The 21139-nt window shown below is 57.9% G+C and carries 18 protein-coding genes; 10 read left to right on the forward strand and 8 right to left on the reverse strand.

All coding sequences use genetic code 11. The annotated features are described in order from the left end of the window. Positions 1 to 20: 20 nt before the first annotated feature. The 4 genes from F1381_RS13990 to F1381_RS14005 are packed head-to-tail and all read right to left on the reverse strand — an operon-like array spanning position 21 to position 5057. Positions 21 to 1127, reverse strand: a complete 1107-nt coding sequence (locus F1381_RS13990) for a YheC/YheD family endospore coat-associated protein (RefSeq protein WP_151735467.1) — start codon at positions 1125 to 1127, stop codon at positions 21 to 23. Beyond that, the gene (locus F1381_RS13995) at positions 1124 to 2497 is read right to left on the reverse strand and encodes a YheC/YheD family endospore coat-associated protein (protein ID WP_151735468.1); all 1374 of its coding nucleotides are present in this window, start codon (positions 2495 to 2497) and stop codon (positions 1124 to 1126) included. Before F1381_RS13995 ends, F1381_RS13990 begins: the two co-directional genes overlap by 4 nt. Before the next feature lie 42 nt (positions 2498 to 2539). Beyond that, positions 2540 to 3679 (reverse strand): YheC/YheD family endospore coat-associated protein, encoded by a 1140-nt coding sequence (locus F1381_RS14000; RefSeq protein WP_151735469.1) that lies wholly within the window; start codon positions 3677 to 3679, stop codon positions 2540 to 2542. A gap of 10 nt (positions 3680 to 3689) precedes the next feature. After that, complete coding sequence (locus tag F1381_RS14005) at positions 3690 to 5057, reverse strand: YheC/YheD family endospore coat-associated protein (RefSeq protein ID WP_151735470.1); 1368 nt, start codon at positions 5055 to 5057, stop codon at positions 3690 to 3692. A gap of 269 nt (positions 5058 to 5326) precedes the next feature. Here F1381_RS14005 and F1381_RS14010 point away from each other — a divergent pair, with 269 nt between their 5' ends. Next, a complete protein-coding gene (locus F1381_RS14010) occupies positions 5327 to 5668 on the forward strand; it encodes a YlbF/YmcA family competence regulator (protein ID WP_151735471.1) in 342 nt (113 codons plus the stop codon). Between the two features lie 678 nt (positions 5669 to 6346). Here F1381_RS14010 and F1381_RS14015 read toward each other — a convergent pair. Further along, entirely contained in the window at positions 6347 to 6925 is a 579-nt protein-coding gene (locus tag F1381_RS14015; protein WP_151735472.1) for an LURP-one-related family protein, read from the reverse strand. A 223-nt stretch (positions 6926 to 7148) separates the two neighbouring features. Between F1381_RS14015 and F1381_RS14020 the strand changes: the two genes are divergently transcribed. Then, positions 7149 to 7430: a hypothetical protein gene (locus F1381_RS14020; protein ID WP_151735473.1), complete on the forward strand. Its 282-nt coding sequence runs from the start codon at positions 7149 to 7151 to the stop codon at positions 7428 to 7430. A 485-nt stretch (positions 7431 to 7915) separates the two neighbouring features. After that, the gene (locus F1381_RS14025; protein WP_151735474.1) at positions 7916 to 9250 is read left to right on the forward strand and encodes a DRTGG domain-containing protein; all 1335 of its coding nucleotides are present in this window, start codon (positions 7916 to 7918) and stop codon (positions 9248 to 9250) included. 276 nt (positions 9251 to 9526) lie between these two features. Here F1381_RS14025 and F1381_RS14030 read toward each other — a convergent pair whose 3' ends face one another. Further along, positions 9527 to 10036, reverse strand: coding sequence for a sporulation membrane protein YtrI (locus tag F1381_RS14030; RefSeq protein ID WP_151735475.1), 510 nt, complete (start codon positions 10034 to 10036; stop codon positions 9527 to 9529). A gap of 7 nt (positions 10037 to 10043) precedes the next feature. Next, positions 10044 to 10367 (reverse strand): YtrH family sporulation protein, encoded by a 324-nt coding sequence (locus F1381_RS14035; RefSeq protein WP_150267204.1) that lies wholly within the window; start codon positions 10365 to 10367, stop codon positions 10044 to 10046. A gap of 239 nt (positions 10368 to 10606) precedes the next feature. Between F1381_RS14035 and F1381_RS14040 the strand changes: the two genes are divergently transcribed. From F1381_RS14040 to pyk, 6 genes are all read left to right on the forward strand, one after another. Continuing rightward, positions 10607 to 14233, forward strand: coding sequence for a DNA polymerase III subunit alpha (locus F1381_RS14040; protein WP_151735476.1), 3627 nt, complete (start codon positions 10607 to 10609; stop codon positions 14231 to 14233). Positions 14234 to 14307: 74 nt separating this feature from the next. Continuing rightward, complete coding sequence (locus tag F1381_RS14045; RefSeq protein ID WP_151735477.1) at positions 14308 to 14808, forward strand: phosphatidylglycerophosphatase A family protein; 501 nt, start codon at positions 14308 to 14310, stop codon at positions 14806 to 14808. 148 nt (positions 14809 to 14956) lie between these two features. Next, positions 14957 to 15145: a glutamate decarboxylase gene (locus tag F1381_RS14050; protein WP_151735478.1), complete on the forward strand. Its 189-nt coding sequence runs from the start codon at positions 14957 to 14959 to the stop codon at positions 15143 to 15145. A 162-nt stretch (positions 15146 to 15307) separates the two neighbouring features. Then, the gene (gene accD, locus F1381_RS14055; protein ID WP_151735479.1) at positions 15308 to 16201 is read left to right on the forward strand and encodes an acetyl-CoA carboxylase, carboxyltransferase subunit beta; all 894 of its coding nucleotides are present in this window, start codon (positions 15308 to 15310) and stop codon (positions 16199 to 16201) included. 1 nt (position 16202) lies between these two features. Further along, positions 16203 to 17204 carry an acetyl-CoA carboxylase carboxyltransferase subunit alpha gene (locus F1381_RS14060; RefSeq protein ID WP_151735480.1) on the forward strand — a complete coding sequence of 334 codons (1002 nt, stop codon included), beginning with the start codon at positions 16203 to 16205 and terminating at the stop codon, positions 17202 to 17204. A gap of 320 nt (positions 17205 to 17524) precedes the next feature. Next, positions 17525 to 18949 carry a pyruvate kinase gene (gene pyk, locus F1381_RS14065; RefSeq protein ID WP_151735481.1) on the forward strand — a complete coding sequence of 475 codons (1425 nt, stop codon included), beginning with the start codon at positions 17525 to 17527 and terminating at the stop codon, positions 18947 to 18949. A gap of 131 nt (positions 18950 to 19080) precedes the next feature. Here the strand turns inward: pyk and F1381_RS14070 are convergent, their stop codons facing one another. Continuing rightward, on the reverse strand, positions 19081 to 19824 hold the full coding sequence (locus tag F1381_RS14070) for a G1 family glutamic endopeptidase (protein ID WP_246188024.1): 744 nt from the start codon (positions 19822 to 19824) through the stop codon (positions 19081 to 19083). 103 nt (positions 19825 to 19927) lie between these two features. On the opposite strand from F1381_RS14070, the gene F1381_RS14075 reads away from it, so the two are divergent. Continuing rightward, the gene (locus F1381_RS14075; RefSeq protein ID WP_151735483.1) at positions 19928 to 21109 is read left to right on the forward strand and encodes an MFS transporter; all 1182 of its coding nucleotides are present in this window, start codon (positions 19928 to 19930) and stop codon (positions 21107 to 21109) included. The last annotated feature ends 30 nt before the right edge of the window (positions 21110 to 21139 follow it).

Genomic DNA, 21139 nt, shown 5'->3' on the forward strand with positions numbered 1-21139 from the left:
ACTTCCTTTACGCTTAATTACTACTTGTTCTGCCGGGCCAGGTGCTGGCTGTACTGAAAAATCCGCTCCAGCGACAGCTTGCGGATATTCGGCTCGTCGAATTTCATCGGCCGCGAATTGGCCTCGAAGAACCAGAGGCCGCCGGCCTCGTCGACCCCGAGGTCCATCGACATCTCGCCGAGCGTCGCTTCCGACGCCCGCTCGATCTGGCGGGCGAGCAGCAGCGCAGTGGCAGGGACAACTTTAAGGATGGCCGACGCCTGCTCGGTGCCGAAATGCTCGCTGAGCATCGTGGCCGGATCTTCGACGCTCCCGCCGCGGGGTACATGGGTGGTGATGCTGCGGGACCCGGCGAGCCGGGCGCCTATTCCGGTCACGCCCCAGGCGCCGCGGCCGTTCTTTTGCAGCAGCACCCGCAGGTCAAACGGCCGGCCGTGGAAGGCAGCAAGCCCGATGGCCTGCTGCACAATATATCGGGCTGCCCCTTTTTCCCGGCTGATCCTCAGCCAGAGGCGTTCAATTGACGCGGCTTTGTAGGTCGTATTTTTTTTGTCGCTTTGAATTTGCAGACGGTAGGGCAGAGTGGCGTCTTCCAGGTACTTCAGGCGCATGATGCCTTTGCCCGCCTTGCCGCTCTCCGGCTTCAAATAGAGGCTGTCATGGCTTTTAAGCATCGCACTCAGGGTGGCGGCGCTGCGCAGGCGTCTCGTCTTGGGCACATGCTTGGCGGTAGCGCGTGATTCCTTTAGCCATTCGAACAGGTTCCATTTATTAAAAAAATTCGGATTATACAAATGAATGTGCTCGTGCTCCAGGCATTCGGAGATTTTGCGGGCAACCGGGGCCTTCTCCTCCTCATTGCGGTTAGGGATGCGGTTATAGACCACCTGCGGCAGCGGGAAGGACATGCTGTACCAGAGTTTTCCGCTGGCCGAGGGCACGTAACCGTTCACTGTCCGCTCATCCAGCTTCAGATCGCGGACGGTAACGACGTATACCACATAGCCGAGCTCTCTGCCGCGCGTAATGATATCGCGGAAGTTGTTGCGGTTTCCCTTGAACTGCTTGACACGGTCGCTCGTGGTCAGAATAGCGATGACGGGCTTGTTGGGATCGCGGGTGCTCACAGCTCATCCCTCCGGCGGAACTTGCTGAGATAGAGACAATGCTCCAGGATATGTTCAACGGAAGCCTTGCCCTCGGCACGCAGGGAGGGATGGCGGAAGATCGAGCGGCCGGGTTTGGCATTGGCTTCGAACATCCAGATGTTCTCATCCTGATCGATGCCGAGGTCAAAGCCGATCTCGCCGATCAGATGACGATGCTGGATTTCCAGTGACTCCGCCAGGCGGATCGCCGTCGTCTTCGCCCGCTGCAGCACCTCATCCGATCTTGCGCCGAAGACCCGGCCCAGCGCCTGCTGCGGAGTCAGGAGCGCGCCGCCGTTCTTGAGATGCGTAGTGACGCTGCCCCGGCCCGCCTTTTTGGCCCCGATACCGACAACGACCCACTGGTTGCTGCCATTCTTATGCATATGGAAGCGGAAGTCGATCGGGCAGCCGTCGATTTCAATCAGCCGGATGCCCTGCTGGACGACATAGCTCTGCAGGCCCTGCCCGTGGCGGCCGCGCAGCATGCGCATCAGGCTGTCGAAGCTGGCAAAGCGCAGCAGCACATTTTTGCCGTTCCGGCGGTAGCGGGCGAAGTAACCCTTCTTCGGCAGGTAGGTCAGCCGGTATATCCCGAGCCCCAGACTGCCTGCAGACGGTTTGTAATAGACAAAGTGATGGCGGTCGAGCATTTCCCGCATTTTTTCCGCGGTAGGGTTGGCATGTGTTTCCGGGACGAACCGGTTAGCGGCTCCGTCATTCTCCAGCAGCCGGTATATATCCGATTTGTTGAAGAAGCTCCAGTTGAAATAGGGGATCCGCTTGCGCATAAACCGTTCGCGGAGCTGGTTGATATAGGGCGAGGTTTCCGCTTTCCGGCTGGGCAGGCGGTTGTAGACTACATCGGGCAGCGGAACGATTTTGCGTTCGAATTTGCCGCTTGCGGTGAGAAAATACCCGTTCACCTGCTCCTGCTGCCAGTCGATGTCGCGTGGCATAAAAGCAAAGATATAGCAGCGGTTCGCCCCCTCGCGCAGCAGCTGCTTGATGAAGCCCGTGCGTGAACCGAAGGGCTGCGCCGCAGACGCCGGCCCGTCGGAGAGCACGCCGACCAGCGGGCCGAGCTGCACCTCGTCATTTTGCAGGTTGCGCAGATAGACAACGCCGCTCTTGGGAACCTTGATCGCGCTTTTGACGCCCGATGCCAGAAACAGGTGCTTGCCGGCGCGCTTGATCGGCTTGATCGCCGCCGGGATCGCATCCTTGCCGAGCCGCAGGCGGATGTTTTTTTTGCCGGAAAGCTTCAAGCTTTTCATCAACTCACCTGACACATAAACCACTCTTTGGGGCTGCTTGGTGAAATGCACGTTGCAAAAAGTGAGACCCATTATTGAATCCTCCTTAGGAACCGTTGATTTCGTACTCCGTCATTAGTGGAGCTGTCCGCGCGGCGGATTGCAGCCCGCCCCCCGCGTCAGCAGCAGGTAGCGCGCATAGCGCAGCGGGTTCTCGGCGGCCAGCCTGGCCGCGCGGCGGTCGCCGCTTAAGCCGAAGACGGCCCGGCCCGGCTTGGAATTGGCTTCGAGCAGATAGATCCGGCCGCCCCTGTCGATCCCGAAATCGAGGCCAAGCTCCCCGAGTCTGCCGCAGGACGCCTCCAGCAGGGGAGGCAGCAGGGCTGCCGCGGCGGTAAGCTCTCTCAGCATTGCTTCAGCCGCCGTCCCGCCGTATTCTTCAAGCAGGTAGGCCGGGGCGGGAACTGCAGTTCCTCCGCCGTGCAGATTGGAGGTGAGGCCTCCGCGTCCGCCCAGCCGGACGGCCATGCCGGTTAAGGTCCATACGCCGCGGCCGTTCTTCTGCATCAGCACCCGGACATCGAACGGATGTCCCTTGCTGTCGGTCAGGTGCAGGTAGGACTGTATGATATAGCGGCGCCGGCCGATGAAATGATGGATCCACTCCAGGCCCAAGCTCAGAGAGACGAAGGTATGGTGAAAGACGCCGTTGGCGCCATCCCGGCCGCTGATGCACATTCCGCCGCCGGCTTTCTGCCCGCTCAGGCGGGCATGGAGCGAGCGTTTGCCGTGCGTACCGTTAACGGGCTTCAGGAAGACGCCGTCCGCCCGCTTGGCCAGCTGCGCCCCGAGCTGTGCAGGACCGGTGTACAGCCGGGTTTCCGGCAGGAGCGGTGCGGCATCCCGGCTGCGGCGCAGCATCCGGTATACGTTCCATTTGTCGGGCAGCCCGCGCGACCAGGGAACGCTGCGGGGCAGAGACGCGATGGCCGCCGCCGCCGCCCGCTTCTCCTGCGGGTCGGTATAGAGGCCGCGGTTATACACAATGTCCGGGGGAGCGGCCATGGTCTGCTCCCACTGTCCGCCGCTGAAGGTATAACCGGAGATGGTGTTGCTTCCGCCGTCGACTCCTTCCGGGTGGAAGACTAGGGCCTGCAGTCCATAGGACGGGGCGGCGGCGCAAAGCTGGCTGCAGAATTCAGGTTCGGCGACAGGCGGATAGCCGTTTCTGCGGCCGGTCATGATGCCGAGGAAGCCAAGTCGGTTCTGTGTCATGATGTCCTCCTCATAACCCGGCCAGGTAACGGCAATAAAGAATCATTTGCTTGACGGACGGCCTGATCTTGGTTTCGTTAAGCGGTGTATTGTCATTCTTCGACGGCTTGGAGTTCACTTCCAGCAGCCAGATCCGCCCTGACTGGTCCAGGGCAAGGTCGATGCCGAGCTCGCCGAAATGGGCGGGGATGTAAGTCTCGACGCCTCTGGCGATCGCCAGCGCCGCCCGGGGCAGCTGCACCTGCGCATTCTCCTTCATGCCGGGAGGGAGATTACTCTTCGCGACCGCCTCCCGCACCGGACTGAGACTGCCGCCCCGCGCCAGATTCGAGACAAAATGATTGTTCCCCGCCGTGCGGGCGACAATGGAGGTGACGGCCCATTTGCCGGTGCCGTTCTTCTGCACCAGTGCGCGGAAATCGACCGGACGCCGGCCGATCTCCATCAAGGGCAGTCCTTGCTGGATCTGGAAGCGTGTGGTCTTCATCTTTGGTGCAATGGACTGGTACAGCTTCGCCAGACTCGGGTAAGTCTGTCTGCGGGTGCCGAGCGGGGTGGTGGAGAGCAGCCGGTATCCCCCGCTTTCGTCTTTGGAAATACGCAGAATCCCTTTGCCGAGGCTGCCGCGCACAGGCTTGAGGAATACGCTCGAATAGCTGTTGCACATTTTCTTCAGGGTGGCAAAGCCTTGGAGGGCATGCGATTCCGGTAAATACCGCTGCAGGGCCGGGTCATGCGTCAGCGCTTCGAATACCTCTGTTTTGTCCAGAAACTTTTCATTGAAAAAATGCGTTCCGTATCGGGATTTTACATCCGCCAAGAAATGCTGTACGCTAGGTTTGTTCTCCACCTTCCGCGTGGTCAGCCGATTATTGATGACGTCGGCTACGGGAAGGCTCAGCTTGTGCCAGCCCTCGTCGTATACCCAGCCCTGGATGGAGGCGCTGCGCGTTTCCAGTACATCCGGGGTAAAGAAATATACATAGGCACCCTGTACATGGCAGGCATTGGTCAGTTCCCGGCAGAACATCGTAATCGGGCCAAACAGCCTGTCGGGATGATCGGGATGGTCACGGCTGACCATTACGCCGATCAGCGGCCCCAGCCGCAGTGTACGGCTGCCGGGGCTGTAGGCGGCGTTCAGGTTCAGTTTGCTTTTCCAGCCCAGACGCCGGCCCAGACCTTCGCTGATGCGCAGACTGTCGGCTTTCGGGACAGGAACGACGGTTACCTCCTGCCGGAATGAGCCGAAGGCGAGCTGGATCATTCCGTGTGCCGGTATTTTGAGCCGTTTCATGGTTTTGTCGCCAAGCATTACAGCGTTTTCCTGCAGGATGCCCGAGTGGACCGTTTGGACCGGGATCTTGAACTTAGACATCGTGGATCTCCTTCCGGTAGGCAGCATGATGCCGGCAAAATGATAGCTAAGGGTTACATATCATTCATCATATGGAGACATCCGACCCTTGGTGATTGACCCATTTCATGAAAAAGCCGTGCCGGGCGCCTGCATCCGCGCCCTGACACGGCCGCGGTATCGCAACCTAGGGCAAGCGCCTATTTATCGTTCTGGACGCCGGGGGAGCGAATTTTGAACGAAGTGAATTCAAGAGAAGTATTGCTAACCATACTTTGAGGAGGATTAACATGAACGTAATCGATAAAGCGCATGAACTGGCAAGAGCCATTAAGGAGAGCAGCGAGTTCGCCGACGTATCCAGCGCGATGCGGGTGATTGAGTCAGATGCGGAGAGCAAAGCGATGCTGGACAACTTCCGCGCCAAGCAGGTGGAGCTGCAGCAGCGGATGATGAGCGGCGAAATGCCGCCGCAGGAGGACATGGAGCAGATGGAGAAGCTGTTCGAGGTGCTGAACCTGAACCTGGCCATCCGCCGGCTGTTCGAAGCGGAGCGCCGTCTCAGCGTTGTGATCGAGGATGTAAACAAGATTATTACCGACAGCTTGTCGCAGATGTACAGCGGCCGCTGAGGTCTGGTTGTACGGCGGGTGGAAGTTGCCGGCTGTTTATGGAAAAAAGGGAGCTTCTCCGCCATCCGGACGGAGAAACTCCCTTTTTGCGCTGGCCGGCGGAGGCCGTATTCCCGCCCGGGGGTGCGGCGAGCGGCTTGTTAGGCATACCCGCCAGGCAGCAGATACCGGCGGATAGGGACGCTTGGCATCCGCATGGAGTGAGCTTCCACTCTAGTTGGATTTTTGTCACTTAAATAATCCCTTTGTGCCGGTTAGCTGCGGATTAGTTCGATAATCGCCACTTAATCGTAGTGAAAGGGATGACTGGAGCGGATTTCTGTCAAAATAGATGGCGGAAATCCAATTAAATCCTGAAAATAGCCCTGTACGCGGAAAATAAGTGGCGGAAATCCAACTGGCGCCTAAGCCTCGCTGTGCTGCACCATCGCCACCGCCAAGCCTCGCTGTGCTGCACCATCGCCACCGCCAAGCCCCGCTGTGCTGCACCATCGCCACCGCAAGCCCCGCTGTGCTGCACCATCGCCACCGCCAAGCCCCGCTGTGCTGCACCATCGCCACCGCCAAGCCTCGCTGTGCTGCATCACCGCCACCGCAAGCCCCGCTGTGCTGCATCACCGCCACCGCCAAGCCCCGCTGTGCTGGTCCTGCGGCTCTGCAGCGCGTGTGCAAGCCGCGCTATTCCTGCTTGCCCTCGACGGCACAGAGCAGGATGCCTGCGGCCAGGCCGAGACGGCGGTCCAGTTCGCCGCGCCGGTCCTCCGAGAAGTCGGCGGTAATCTTGGTGACGAACGGATTGATATTTTGCCGGAACGCCGGAAGGGTCTGGTGCCGCAGCACAATATTGTACCGCTGCGGAATCAGCGTGATCATCCGCCGCAGCAAAGCCATGAGCGTGCTGTCCTCCTTGATCGCACCAAGCTCATGGTCGTGCCGGTCGAGAATGATCCACTCGTCTTTGACGATGGATTTTAGTCCTTTGCGCCTAAGTGCGCCTACATGCTCGCCGGACTCCGAATCATACACATCAAAGGTGGCGCTGAAATCAATCATTTTGCGGGCCTTGATGCGCAGAAGCTCCTGATGCATGCTTTCATCAGAGTACAGCGCAATATCCTCTTTGAGCTTAAAGGCCTTCATCTCCGAATACCCCACAAGCTCCTCTGCATTGTTGTAGAGGTGCAGCTTGGCGCCCATGATGGAGAAGACCTTTTTACGGATGGTGTATTCCGTGTAGCTGAATATCTGATTCAACATCTATCCCTCCTCGAATGCCCTTATCATCTCATATGCCCGCTTTCCCTGCCATCATAAACAGCTCATCCTTGCTGGCTGCTGTGCCTGAATCTACTTTCGGAAGTATATGGTTGTTTAATATTTTTGGCGGGTTGTCTCATATTCTGCAAAGACGGTTCATAGAGTAGAGATATAGAGACGGGATGAACACCCTTTTATTATTAGAACAAGGAGCTGTCCGACAATGAAAAAAAGAAACAAATTCAAGCATGCCGCCTACATGCTGGCAGCACTGGCAATGCTGCTGTACGCGCTGCCGCGGCTATCCTTTGGGGAAGGGCCCGGCTGGGTGCTGGGATTCGGCCTGGTCTGGTGCGGGTTTGCCTTTCTGGTCATTGCGGCCCACCTGCATTTCCTGCTCGGAGTCGATGAAGAGAAGCAGAAGCGGCTTGCTGCTGTCCGCAAGCATAAGCTGGAGCAGTGGCAGGAGCAATGGACGGAGAAGGCGAGAGCTGCCGGCCGGTAAAACGTATGTGCAATCCTGGTGAACAAAGGCACCGGTCAATAACACTGAAGCCATCGGGCATCCTGGCTATCACGGCTGAAGCTATCGGTCAGTACCGCTAAAGCCATCAGCATCCTGGCCATTACGGCTGAAGCCACCGGTCAGTAACACTGAAGCAATCGGCCTTACCTCTGGCAGCAGGGCAATAGATGATCTTGCCAAAACAGGCGTCCTCAGAACCGTTAGCGGTTCCGGCGGACGCCTGTTTTGTTGGCGTACAGTCTGCGGCATCCGAACCGCCCAGCTTGCCGTGCAGCATGCTCCGGCCGGGTCCGGGAGCCGGGGGCAAACCCGGGACCGGCGCGCCTTAGCTGCAGCGCATGCCCCCCGTCAAATAACGTTCAAATCTGCCGCGCTTCAGCACTGCATTCACTTGCGAACCGTATCGCTGGGCGTTAATATAATAGGTACAGTATAGTACAGATCGGACCATGGGGGTGTAACAGTTGGAGAGCCAGGGTGACAATATTACTAAACATGAACAACTGCTGCAGCACATTGAGAGCCTGAAGGTCGGTACGAAAATATCGGTCCGCAAGCTGGCCAAGGAGATGGCGGTCAGCGAAGGCACGGCCTACCGCGCCGTCAAGGAAGCGGAGAATCTCGGTATTGTGATCACCAAGGAGCGGATCGGCACGGTCCGGGTAGAAAAGAAGCCGCGCAACATTTCCGACCAGCTGACCTTCGGGGACGTGGTGGATATTGTCGAAGGCCATGTGCTTGGCGGAGCAGACGGGCTGGGCAAACATCTGCACAAATACGTCATCGGCGCTATGAAGGTGGACGCCATGGTCCGGTATATCGACGCGGACAGCCTGCTGATCGTCGGCAACCGCGAGGATGCGCATTCGCTTGCGCTTGAGCAGGGGGCGGGCGTACTGGTGACCGGGGGGTTCGGGACAAGCCGCGAAGTGAAGGAGCTGGCTGACGAGCTTGATTTGCCGGTGATATCCTCACGCCATGACACCTTTACGGTGGCGTCGATGATTAACCGGGCGATTTTTGACCGGCTGATCAAGAAAAAGATTATGCTCGTCGAGGACATCCTGGAGAGCAAACCCCGGCTGCACACGCTCAAGACCTCCAGTACGGTCGCGGAGCTGCGGAAGCTGTCGCAGGAGAGCGGGGAGCAGCGCTTCTCGGTCACGGATGAATGGAACCGGGTGATCGGCATTGTCGGCAGACGGGATGTCGAGGATCTCGCGGATGAGCAGGGCATTGAGAAGGTGATGGTCCGCAGCCCGATTACGGCCGGACTCCAGACCTCGCTGGCTTCGGCGGCGCAGATTATGATGTGGGAGGGAATCGACTTCCTGCCGATTGTGGACCGCAACCGCAAGCTGGTCGGCTCGCTGACCCGCAGAGAGGTGCTGCAGAGCCTGCGCGATGTCAGCAACCAGCCGCAGCTCGGCGAAACGTTCGACCATCTGATCTGGAACGGCTTTGCCGAGGAACGGGATGAGGAGGGGAGGCTGTTTTTCCACGGCTTTATTACCCCGCAGATGGCAACGGATCTCGGTACGATCTCCGTCGGCGTGCTCTCGACGCTGATGACGTTGTCGGCTTTCAAAGCGGCCAAGGATATTACCGGGAACGATTATGTGCTGGACAACATGGCAACGTATTTCATCCGTCCGGTGCAGATTGAACATTCGGTCATCGTGATGCCGAAGCTGCTGGAGATCAGCCGCCGTACCTGCAAGCTGGAGATCGAAATCAGCCATAATGAGACGATGGTGGCCAAGGCCGTCCTGATGCTGCAATCGATTGACCACGGATAAAGTCAGCAGGAAGGAATAACTTGGCGGGACAAATTACCTCTAATTCTTGTTGTCACCCGGAATCACGAAAATAAAGGGAAAGGCTACCTCTAATTCGCAGAAATGGCCGGTTTGGCTGAGCTTTAGTTCATTAGAGGTAGAAAATCCCGCTAATCTGCCGGAATTGGATTACAGGCTGAAATAAGTGGTGGAAATCCCTGTATTTCAGCACTGGCCTATTCCGGGCATGCGCTGATGTTGGCGCTGGAGCCCTTTTTCCTCTGTGATATACATCCTTTACCCCCGCGCAACCGGCCGGATTTCCACCCAGATTTGCAGCACGCCTTCCATGACCAGCATGGTGCGGATGCTGACCGCATATTCTTTTTCACGCACAATATAGATCTTGCCGTCCAGCAGGAGGCGTGCCAGCTTGCCGTCGGTGTCGATCTCGAACATGCTGCGGCCGCGCATCGGTTCCAGATCCTCCGTCATTTTGCCGACGATTTCCTTGGCCGTTGCCGGTTCAAGCGCCGGTTCTCCATCCTTGTCCCTGTCCCTGCTCGTTTCTGCACGCACCTTGATTTCCCGGATGACCGTGGAGGAGTTATTGTATTTCTTCAGCGTCTGAATGTCCTTGCGGTTCTGCTCCACCTCAAGCCGCAATTCCTGATTCTCTCTCCAGAGCGCATCGTAACCCGCATGAAAAATCGAATTGTAAAGCACGGTCCCTGCGACCATGCCCAGTACGAATACGGCGGAAATCTGCGAGAAGCGGCGGTAGCGGTGAAACGGCGGCACTCTCAACTGTCGCTCACCCCTTGCCGCAAACCCATTTGACCAGCTCGCTGCCCATATGGGCGCCCAGAAAGGCAAAGACAAGATAGAGAATCTGCTTGATGGCAGGAGAGAGATTGCCGCCGAGCATGTTGCTCTCAATCACCCGCATCGGGTCGATCGTGCCGCCGACGGCGGCGGCGAGCGCCCAGATTTTGATCCGGTCCGCGATCTCCAGCATCGTCTGTGTGGGCGGCTGCAGCGAGACCGCCGCACCGACGCCGCCCAGCATCGCGCCGCCCAGCACAATGCCGAAGGCAATAAAGAAGTCGAGCGCGGCTTTGCTCAGGAATACATTCATACATGCGCTCCTTTCGTGGATTCACCGGTACGGATATAAGCTTCGGAGTTGCCGCCGTAACAGGGCTGAACCGGCCCCGAAAGCCGGAATGGATTCTAGAGGAGACGGGGGATAATTGGAACCCGCGCCGGCCTGTCCCCGGTGTACCTACTCCATTCTATGGGCGGCTCCCGGGGGAATATGATAAAATAGTTAGATCATCTGTTTTGAATTTGCTAGCTGAAGGGAAGTGGGGACGCTTGAGCCCATTCGTGCATTTGCATGTGCACAGCGAATACAGTTTACTGGACGGGGCCGCGCGCATTACCGATCTCGTGCGCCGGGCCGGCGAATACGGCATGACATCGCTGGCGCTGACTGATCACGGAGTAATGTACGGGGCCATCCCCTTTTATAAAGCCTGCAAGGCTGCAGGCATTAAGCCGATTATCGGCTGCGAGGCCTATCTGACGGCCGGATCGCGCCGTGAGCGGGGAAGCCGCAAGGACCAGCCGATCTATCACCTGATTCTGCTGGCCAAGAATCTGACCGGCTACAGGAACCTGATGCGGCTTGTTTCCATTGCCCATCTGGAGGGCCAGCATTACAAGCCACGCATCGATATGGAAGCGCTGGCTGTACACGCCGAAGGCATAATCTGCCTTAGCGCCTGCCTCGGCGGGGAAGTGCCGCAGCATTTGCTGCACGGGCGGGACGAGGAAGCACGCCGGGCGGCGCTGCGGTATAAAGAAATCTTCGGCGATGATTTCTTCCTGGAGCTGCAGGACCATGGGATGCCCGAGCAGAAGCGGGTCAATCCCAAGCTGATCGCGCTCGCCGGGGAGCTGGATATCCAGCTGGCCGCCACCAACGACGTTCATTATCTGGAGCGTGAGGATGCGGAAGTGCAGGATGTGCTGATCTGCATCGGAACCGGCAAATCCGTGGACGACGAAGACCGGCTGAAGATCGGAACGGACCAGCTGTACCTGAAGAGCGGCGAGCAGATGGCGGCCTTGTTCCCGCATGTGCCGCAGGCGGTAGAGAATACGCTGGCCATCGCGGAGAAATGCAATCTGGAGCTGACGTTCGGCGAGCACATTCTGCCCGAATATTCACCGCTGCCCGAAGGACTGGATGCTGCGGCCTACCTGCGGCAGCTGTGTCAGCAGGGACTGGAGGAACGTTATGCCGGCCCTGGCGGCTGGCCTTCGCCGGAGCTTGAACGCACAGCCCGGGAGCGGCTGGATTACGAGCTGGGCGTCATCGAGAAGATGGGCTTCAATGATTATTTCCTGATTGTCTGGGATTTCATCGCCTTCTGCCACCGCCAGGGCATCGCCACCGGCCCGGGGCGCGGCTCCTCGGCAGGCAGCCTTACAGCTTATTGCCTGCGGATTACCGATGTGGACCCGCTGAGATACAATCTGCTCTTTGAACGCTTCCTCAATCCTGAGCGGATTACGATGCCCGATATCGATATCGATTTCAGCGATGAGCGGCGCGATGAGGTCATCGCCTATGTCGTTGATAAGTATGGGCATGAGCATGTGGCGCAGATCATCACCTTCGGGACGATGGCGGCGCGCGCCGCTGTCCGTGACGTCGGCCGGGCGCTCAATCTGCCGTACAGCGATGTGGACAAGGCGGCGAAGCTGATCCCCGGACAGCTCGGCATCAGCATTGCCCGGGCGCTGGAGAGCAGCCCCGAGCTCAAAGCGATGTATGAGAGCAACACGAAGACGAAGGGCCTGCTGGACATGGCGATGAAGGTGGAGGGCATGCCCCGCCATGCTTCGACGCATGCCGCCGGCGTCGTCATCTCCAAAGGTCCGCTGACGGACAATGTGCCGCTGCAGGCGGGCAGCGAGAATACCGCGCTGACGCAGTATTCCATGGAGAATCTGGAGAGCGTCGGCTTGCTTAAGATGGATTTTCTGGGTCTGCGGACCCTCTCGATCATTGAGCGGACGATGGACTGGATCAGGGAAATGACTGGCCATGTGCCCGATTTCCGCAGCATTCCCGACAATGACCCGCTGACCTACGAAATGCTCGGCCTCGGCGAGACGACCGGCGTCTTCCAGCTGGAATCGGCGGGGATCCGCCGGGTGCTCAAGGATTTGAAGCCGAGCGTCTTCGAGGACGTGATTTCCGTGCTGGCCCTGTACCGCCCGGGACCGATGGAATTTATTCCTAAATATATCGGCGGCAAGCATGGGGAATTCGAGGTGGAATACCCGCATCAGGACCTGATTCCAATCCTTGCCGACACTTACGGCATCATTGTGTACCAGGAACAGATCATGCAGATCGCCTCACGGATGGCGGGCTTCTCGCTGGGCGAAGCCGATCTGCTGCGCCGCGCAGTCTCGAAGAAGAAGCGCGAGACGCTGGACAAGGAGCGCAGCCACTTCGTTGAAGGCAGCCTGCGCCAGGGTTACGGTGAGCAGGATGCGAATGCGGTCTACGACATGATCGTACGCTTCGCCAATTACGGCTTTCCGCGCGCCCATGCCGCCGCCTACGGTGTGCTTGCGTTCCAGACGGCCTATCTGAAGGCCCATTATCCGGTGCAGTTCATGGCCTCCATGCTGACGGCCGTCATGGGTAACCACCGCAAGGTGGCGGAATATGTGCTGGAATGCCACCGCACCGGGATCGGCGTGCTGCCGCCGGATGTGAACGAGAGCGGCGTGCTGTTCACGCCGGTAGCCGGCGAAGGCGCCGGCGATATTCGTTTCGGTCTGGGCGCGGTCAAGAATGTCGGCACGCTGGCGGTGGAGAACATTATGACGGTCCGCCGGGAGCGGCCGTTTGACAGTCTGCTGGACTTCTGCCGCCGTGTGGACCTGCGGGTCTGCAACAAGCGCGTCATCGAGTCGCTGGTGCAGGCCGGGGCATTCGACCGGCTGCCGGGCCACCGGGCGCAGCTGCTCGCCATGCTCGACGAGACGGTGGAGGCGGCGCTGAAGTGGCGCAAGGAACGCGATGAGCTGCAGATTCAGCTCTTCGACGACCTGATCGAGACGGCGAACTGGGATATCCGCTATCCGGATATCCCGCCCTTCTCTGTGGGCCAGCAGCTTGAGCTGGAGCGTGACCTGCTGGGGCTCTATCTCTCCGGCCATCCGCTGGACGATCATGCGGAGCTGCTGGAGGAGCCGGGCATGCAGCGGCTGATGGACCTCGGCGAAGCCGCGGACGAGAGCATGTCCGTGACGGCCGGGATGGTGGTATCCGTCAAGGAGATCACCACCAAAGCCGGCAAGGCCATGGCCTTCGTGCAGTGGGAGGACCAGATCGAGCGCTGCGAGGTGGTCTTCTTCCCCGAGGTGTGGAAGCGCAGCCGCAGCATGATCGCCAAGGGCGCGCTGCTGGCGCTGCGCGCCAGGGTGCAGCTGGAGGACGAGGGCTTCAAGCTCCTCGCCGAGGAAGCCGCGCCGCTCGAAGCCGGCGCGGTCCGCGGGCTGCTGCAGCGGAGCCGCGCCGCAGCGGCCCGCGCTTCCGGCGCCGCCCGCCCGCAGGGCCGGGGCGGCGCGGCTCCCGCGCGGGCGCCCGGGCCGGGCAGCGCGGCAGCCCCGGCGCCATCCGCTGCGGCAGCTCCCGCAGCGCCCCCGCAGGCAGCAGCGCCTCCGCAGGCAGCGCCGGCTCCGGCCGGCCGGCGCGTCTTCATCAAGATCACGCCGGATGCCGAGAATCCGGCGCTGCTGACCCGCCTGCAGACGCTGCTGCAGAGCCATCCCGGGCCGTCTGCGACCGTGCTGTTCTATGAGCGGGACCAGCGGCTGCTGGCACTCAGCGACGCGTACCGGATCAATCCTACAGACGAACTGGTTGCCGCTGTTGAAGGCATGCTCGGCACAGGAACGGTGCGTATAAAGTAAGCACATTTTTGTGACTTTCCGCATACATTAGGGAACCACAGGGAATGGTCCCGTGCGGAAAGGAGAATAGCGGCATGTCCTACCAAATGGCGGCGGAAATACTGGAACGCAGGGGGGTCACACTTGCTTCCATCGTAGAGATCGTATATATTTTACAGTCGGCATATTACCCCGATTTAACCCATGAGGAATGTATGGCAAGCGTGAAGGCCGTACTTGGCAAAAGAGAGGTGCAGTACACCCTGATGACGGGGGTGGCACTCGATGAGCTGGCGGAGCAAGGCGTTCTGCCCCAGCCGCTGCAGGCGGTGATGGAGGCTGATGAATCGCTTTACGGGGCGGATGAGACGCTGGCGCTCGGAATCACCGGAGTGTACGGCATGATCGGTTTGACAGGCTTCGGTTATCTCGACAAAATCAAGCTGGGCATCATCGGCAAGCTGAATGACCAAGTGGGCCGGATCCATGTGTTCCTCGACGATCTGGTGGCAGGCATTGCGGCTGCCGCGTCGGCGCGGATCGCCCACCGCCACGAAGGCGCCAAGGTATACCCGCATCATACCGGGACGGAATGATTTTTACCTCAGATAATAGCAGAAATCGGGCCTCCCGGTCCTGCTTCCCAGGACCTACTCCTGTTGCGGGTGCAAAGATATGTATGTTATCATGATTCCAATATACGGGTACGGCCGGGAATTTAGATTAGGGAGGCTTTGTCAGGGCATGTGGACGGTAATTTACATTGCGCCGACCGCCAAAGTGGCGGATATGATTCAAAGCAAGCTGACGGAAGAAGGATTCATGGTGAAATGCCGACCGATCAATATGTCCAAGCAGCAGTTCGAGATACTGGTTCCTTCGGGCGAGCTCGAGGAAGTACAGGAAGTCCTTAATCTGATTCTCCATCCTTGAAGTTACAGGCGGTAGTGCGGACGCATCCTCTGTTTGGAGGCGAGCGCGCCAAAGGGCCGCCGTCTTACCCCCTGCGCAAAGCGCCATGCACGCCCTGAATTAGACTGAGCAGCAGCCGCAAGGCTACTGTATTCGCAAATAAACGGCTGAAGAGGTGCGACCTTGTTTAAAGATTTATTTCAGAAAAAACGGAAGTACGCCACGATCCCTTCAGATCGTCTGGAGCGGAGCGGCACAGCGCCTGAAGGCGAGCGCCCGAAACGGGAAATCCCGGAAGGGCTGATGAGCAAATGCAGCAAATGCGGAAGCATTCAGTACAGCAAAGAACTGGAGAAACACTTGAAGGTATGCCCTTCCTGCGGTCACCACATGCGTCTGAACGCTTCAGAGCGGATTGCCATGACGCTGGACCCCGAAGGGTTTATTGAATTTGACAGCGAAATGTCCTCCGTTGATCCGCTGAATTTCCCGGGATATGCCTCCAAGCTGGAGCAGCAGCAGTCCAAAACCGGACAAGTTGAGGCGGTTATTACCGGACAGGGGACGATCGGCGGTCATCCGGTGATTATCGCCGTAATGAACTTTGAATTTTTTACCGGCAGTATGGGCTCGGTCGTCGGCGAGAAGATTACCCGGGCCGTGGAAGAAGCCACCGAGCGTAAGCTGCCGATGTTGATCTTCTCCACCTCCGGCGGGGCCCGGATGCAGGAGAGCATCCTCAGTCTGATGCAGATGGCCAAGACCAGTGCGGCGCTGGCCCGCTTCAGCGATGCCGGAGGCTTATACATTTCGGTAATTACAGATCCGACAACCGGAGGCGTCTCCGCCAGCTTCGCTAGCCTGGGCGATATTATTATCGCCGAGCCCGGCGCCGTTTTCGGTTTTGCCGGCCGGATTGTCATCGAACAGACCATCCGCCAGAAGCTTCCGGACGATTTCCAGACGGCGGAATTCAATATGCAGCACGGCCAGCTTGACCTGGTGGTGCACCGTAAGGAATTGCGTTCCACGCTGACGAAGCTGCTGGAACTTCATGACGGGAAAGGGGGATTTTAAGTTGGCGGGAGAGTTGCCTTTTGAAATGCCTCTGGTAGAAATGCGCAAGAAAATTGGGGAACTGCAGCAGTTCGGAGAAGAGAAGGGCATTGATTTCAGCGATGAAATCGCCCGGCTGGAGGAGCGTTACCGCGTGCTTGCGGATGAAATTTACTCGAATATCACAGCATCGCAGAAGATGCATCTAGCCCGGCACCATGGCCGGCCGACCTCGCTGGATTTGATCAATCTCATCTTTACGGATTTCATTGAACTGCACGGTGACCGCCTGTTCGGGGACGATCTGGCAGTGGTCGGCGGTATCGCCCGGCTGAACGGCTGCCCGGTGACAGTCATCGGCCAGCAGCGCGGCAAGGACACCAAGGACAACATCCAGCGCTTCTTCGGCAGCGCGCATCCGGAAGGCTTCCGCAAGGCGCTGCGGCTGATGAAGCAGGCCGAGAAATTCGGCCGTCCGATCGTAACCTTCATCGATACCAAGGGGGCTTACCCCGGCAATACGGCCGAGGAACGCGGCCAGTCGGAGGCGATTGCCCGCAGCCTGTTCGAGATGTCCAGGCTGAAAGTTCCGGTGGTCTGTGTCGTTATCGGCGAAGGCGGGAGCGGCGGAGCGCTGGCCGTTGCGGTCGGCAACCGTGTGCTGATGCTGGAGCATGCCATCTATTCGGCGATTTCGCCGAACGGGGCGGCCTCGATCCTATGGAAGGATGCGGCAAAGGCGGAGCAGGCGGCGGAGGCTATGAAGATTACGGCTGCCGATCTCCTGGCGAATGAAGTTATCGAAGAGATTATTCCGGAGCCGCAGGGCGGCGCCCACCGTGACTATGAGGGGACTGCAGAGGCGATCAAGACAGCGGTCTGGCGCCATTTGCAGGAATTGTCCGCGTTCAGTGCGGTAGAGCTTGTCGAGGACCGCTACGCCAAGTTCCGCAAGATCGGTGAGTTCGCCGAGCCGGGGGACGAGCCTGCGGCGCTTGAAGAAGAACTGCACGGCGCAGAGTGATCAGCTTCACCTATTTGCACTTTCTGCACTTACCCGGTCTGTGCAAGGTGTACCGGAGAAGTGCTTATATACTATAAAAATAATCCCGCCGTCATAGCGGGATTATTCTTGTTCCGGGACCGCCCCGCTAAAGAATTCGACCGGATTTTACACGAAAAAGTCGCTGCAACATTGATTTTGTCTCCGACTTGCAGTAATATTCATAAGGGCGCAGTATATGGTATATGTGATAAAGTTCCTATACAAGCAACAAGCCTTATAGTAGATTTTGTAGTTGGAAAAAGTGAGACAGAGAGAACGAAAAAACGGAGGAAAACCTAATGCGGAAAAGTAAAATTGTATGTACGATCGGACCTGCAAGTGAGTCGTTGGAGAACATCAAAAAATTGATTTTGGCTGGTATGAATGTAGCCCGTCTGAACTTCTCCCATGGCGATTATGAGGAGCATGGCGGCCGCATCAAAACGATCCGTCAGGCTTCGAAAGAGCTTGGCAAAACCGTTGCCATCCTGCTCGACACCAAAGGACCGGAAATTCGCACAGGCAAGCTGGAAGTGGAACCGATTGAACTGGTTCAGGATGAGTTCCTGACACTGACTACGGAAGAAATCCTCGGCGATCAGAACCGTATTTCTGTGACCTATGCAGATCTTCCTAACGACGTTCAAGTTGGATCGACAATTCTGATCGACGACGGTCTGATCGGATTGACAGTTGTCGACATTCAAGGCACCGAAATCAAGACCCGTATCGTAAACGGCGGAACCATCAAGAGCAAGAAGGGCGTTAACGTGCCTGGAGTTGCCATTTCCCTGCCGGGCATTACGGAAAAAGATACCAACGACATCATCTTCGGGATCGAACAGGACATTGATTTTATCGCCGCTTCCTTCGTGCGCAAAGCCAGCGACGTTCTGGAAATCCGCTCCTTGCTGGAGAAGCATAATGCTTCCCACATTCAAATCATCTCCAAGATTGAGAATCAGCAGGGCGTTGACAATCTTGATGAAATCCTGGCCGCATCCGACGGTCTGATGGTTGCCCGCGGCGACCTCGGCGTGGAAATTCCAGCTGAAGATGTGCCGCTCGTGCAAAAAATGATGATCCGTAAATGTAATGTTGCCGGTAAACCGGTTATCACTGCAACGCAGATGCTGGATTCCATGCAGCGCAACCCGCGTCCTACCCGCGCCGAAGCGAGTGACGTGGCCAACGCCGTATTTGACGGAACCGACGCAATCATGCTGTCCGGCGAGACTGCTGCCGGTAAATATCCGGTAGAATCCGTGCTGACGATGTCCCGCATCGCTGAGAAGGCTGAGTCCGCACTGAACCACCGTGAAATCTTCATGAAGCAGCAAATCGCCCAGGAAACAACCGTAACTGAAGCGATCAGCCAATCCGTAGCGATTTCCGCCCTGGATCTGAACGCGAAAGCGATTCTTTCTTCCACAGTTACCGGCCACACTGCGCGCGTGGTTTCCAAATACCGTCCGAAATCGCCGATCATCGCGGTTACGACTCAGGAAAGAACGATGCGTCAACTGGCTGTAGTATGGGGAATTACACCTGTATTCGGACAAGAAGCGACTTCGACCGACGAATTGCTGGAAACTGCACTTAAAGGCGGCAAAGCTTCCGGGCTCGTTAAAGCCGGAGATCTGGTAGTCATTACTGCAGGAATCCCGCTGGGCAAATCCGGTTCCACCAACCTGGTGAAAGTGGACACGATCCCAGCCGACTAAGCTGCATTTCAATGATTGAATGGATTAATCGTTTAAAGAGCAATGGTGTAATTCACCATTGCTCTTTTTGTAGCATTGGGAGCCGGCTGCAGCTATGATGGAAGTTGCCGGTATTTTTGCAGAGAAACACCTTAGGATGGATTAAAGAGCGGGCTCCGCGAACAGGCGAGAGGCACGCTTTTACGATAAGAACGTCTGACCGCAAAGCTGTCCCCGCTGCGGTTCGGGCAGGACGGGATGGCTACGGTCACTCTCTTCTGGATCATGTAGCCGCCGTTCCGGGCGGTGAGCCGGGGACTCTTGCCATTCAGCCGGCAGCGGCTGAAGATGACAGTCGACATGCGGGTAAGAGCGGCCACATTGCCGCCGACCAGCGGGGCTTCCACCACCCATTCCGCAGAGTTATGCGGGCCGGTATACTTCTGCACTGTCCGGAAGAACCAGCCTTTGCTGAAATTGCGGAGGAAGATAACCCATTTTCCGGGACGAAGCTTATAGATTAGCGCATACATGCGGTCACCGGGTGAAACCGGGAGCGGAATAACGGTTTCCGAGGCCGGGAGGATCTCCCACCAGGCATAGTAATTGACGCTTCCATTCGCCGACTCATGACCGGTTCCCGTCTGAATCAGGCTGCCGTTCTTGAAGCCGTCGATGCCGATCCAGGCCGAAGAATAGGTTGGTCTTTCTGAAGGGTTGACCACAGGAACATTCCACTCGGCAGAAATTCGCTTGATGGAGCCCTTGGCTCCGGTTACGGCATAGCCGCTCCAGTTGCGGGAGTTCCAGCCGAATCCGGCCCTCCGGGTCCGGACTGAATTGGATTTGTCAATCAGACAGGGCCTGCTGCTCTTGGTTTGGACTACTGTGCCCACTTGTCCACCGCCTTTGCAAGGATTTCTCTCTATTAAATGCGGCGAACTCTTCTTAAGGTTGGGTATTCCGCTAAAAAGGAATGGGAAGGATTTATAGATAGCCATGAATAAACTAGTGAAGCTCCGCGGCTTTTATCTGTTTCTGGGGCTGGCCGGCGGCTCGTTCGGCTCCTACCTTTCACTGCTGCTCAAGGATAACGGACTTGATGTCGGCCAGATTGGTATGCTGATGGCTACCGGTACCCTGATTGCGATTATGATCCAGCCGGTCTGGGGGCTGATTGCGGACAGATACAATCAGGCGCGGCTGGTGCTCATTTTCAGCGTGGCCGTGCCGGCGGTGCTCTCCGTCTTTTACAGGTCCGAGTATTTCATCGTTCTGCTGCTGGTCTACACCGTATCGACCATCTTCTCTTCGACACAGGCCCCTATAGCCGATTCTTACGCCATTGCGGCGGCCAACCAGGCCGGGGCAACCTATGGCAGCATCCGGCTGATGATGAGTATTGGCGCGGCTGTGGGGGGCTATGCGGGGGCGCAGTATATTGCCGAGGTATCCGTATCGACGATCTGGGTGCCTTTTCTGCTGTTCAGCAGCATCGCTGTGGCCATTGCGTTATCCTTGCCAAGGCAGGCGGAGGAGAATCATATGATGACCCAGTCGTTCTCCAAAGGCGTGAAGCAGCTGCTCGGCAACCGCATCTTTCTGGCGTTTCTTGGCGGCAGCTTTTTGGTTAACCAGACCATGACGGCGTTCGGGACCTATTTTGTGATTGCCTTCCAATCGGTGGGCGGCTCGACCAGCCATTCCGGCATCGCCTTATTTCTGGCTTCCGTAACGAATGTGCCGTCCATGTTCTTTGCTTCCAAGGTCATCCGGAGACTGGGGATGGAACGGACCCTGCTGCTGGGCGCGCTGATTTATGTGCTGCGCTGGGGCATACAGGTGCTGTTCCCTTACCCGATGGTGATGATCGGAGTTCAGGTGCTCCATGGGCTGTCCTTCGGGTTCTTTTATATTGCAGCCGTCGAATATGTATCAAAGATTACGCTGCCTGAGATTCAGGCTACCGGCCAGAGCGTGTTCAACATGGTCTTCTCGGGCTTTGCCGGGATTCTCGGCAATCTGCTGAACGGCTTTCTGCTGGATCAGGGCGGCGTGAACGCCATGAATATATCTTGTATGCTGAGCTCCATGATCGGGGCTGCGCTGCTGCTGTATGTGGCCCGCCGCTCGCGTCGCGCCATCCCGGCTCCGGCCGCCCCCGGAGAGCTTGGCGCTTGAAACAGCATCCGGGAGGTTAATGGAAAGGAG

It is taken from the genome of Paenibacillus tengchongensis (genome assembly GCF_008973665.1).
GTDB classification, from domain to species: domain Bacteria; phylum Bacillota; class Bacilli; order Paenibacillales; family Paenibacillaceae; genus Paenibacillus_AQ; species Paenibacillus_AQ tengchongensis.

What these genes read in the sequence shown, in the direction of transcription:
- F1381_RS13995 (WP_151735468.1), bottom strand. Translation starts at nt 2,497, where the DNA reads ATGGGTCTCACTTTTTGCAACGTGCATTTCACCAAGCAGCCCCAAAGA.
- pyk (WP_151735481.1), top strand. Translation starts at nt 17,525, where the DNA reads ATGCGGAAAAGTAAAATTGTATGTACGATCGGACCTGCAAGTGAGTCG.
- F1381_RS14005 (WP_151735470.1), bottom strand. Translation starts at nt 5,057, where the DNA reads ATGTCTAAGTTCAAGATCCCGGTCCAAACGGTCCACTCGGGCATCCTG.
- F1381_RS14050 (WP_151735478.1), top strand. Translation starts at nt 14,957, where the DNA reads ATGTGGACGGTAATTTACATTGCGCCGACCGCCAAAGTGGCGGATATG.
- F1381_RS14000 (WP_151735469.1), bottom strand. Translation starts at nt 3,679, where the DNA reads ATGACACAGAACCGACTTGGCTTCCTCGGCATCATGACCGGCCGCAGA.
- F1381_RS14015 (WP_151735472.1), bottom strand. Translation starts at nt 6,925, where the DNA reads ATGTTGAATCAGATATTCAGCTACACGGAATACACCATCCGTAAAAAG.
- F1381_RS14035 (WP_150267204.1), bottom strand. Translation starts at nt 10,367, where the DNA reads ATGAATGTATTCCTGAGCAAAGCCGCGCTCGACTTCTTTATTGCCTTC.
- F1381_RS14045 (WP_151735477.1), top strand. Translation starts at nt 14,308, where the DNA reads ATGTCCTACCAAATGGCGGCGGAAATACTGGAACGCAGGGGGGTCACA.
- F1381_RS14075 (WP_151735483.1), top strand. Translation starts at nt 19,928, where the DNA reads ATGAATAAACTAGTGAAGCTCCGCGGCTTTTATCTGTTTCTGGGGCTG.
- F1381_RS14010 (WP_151735471.1), top strand. Translation starts at nt 5,327, where the DNA reads ATGAACGTAATCGATAAAGCGCATGAACTGGCAAGAGCCATTAAGGAG.
- F1381_RS14020 (WP_151735473.1), top strand. Translation starts at nt 7,149, where the DNA reads ATGAAAAAAAGAAACAAATTCAAGCATGCCGCCTACATGCTGGCAGCA.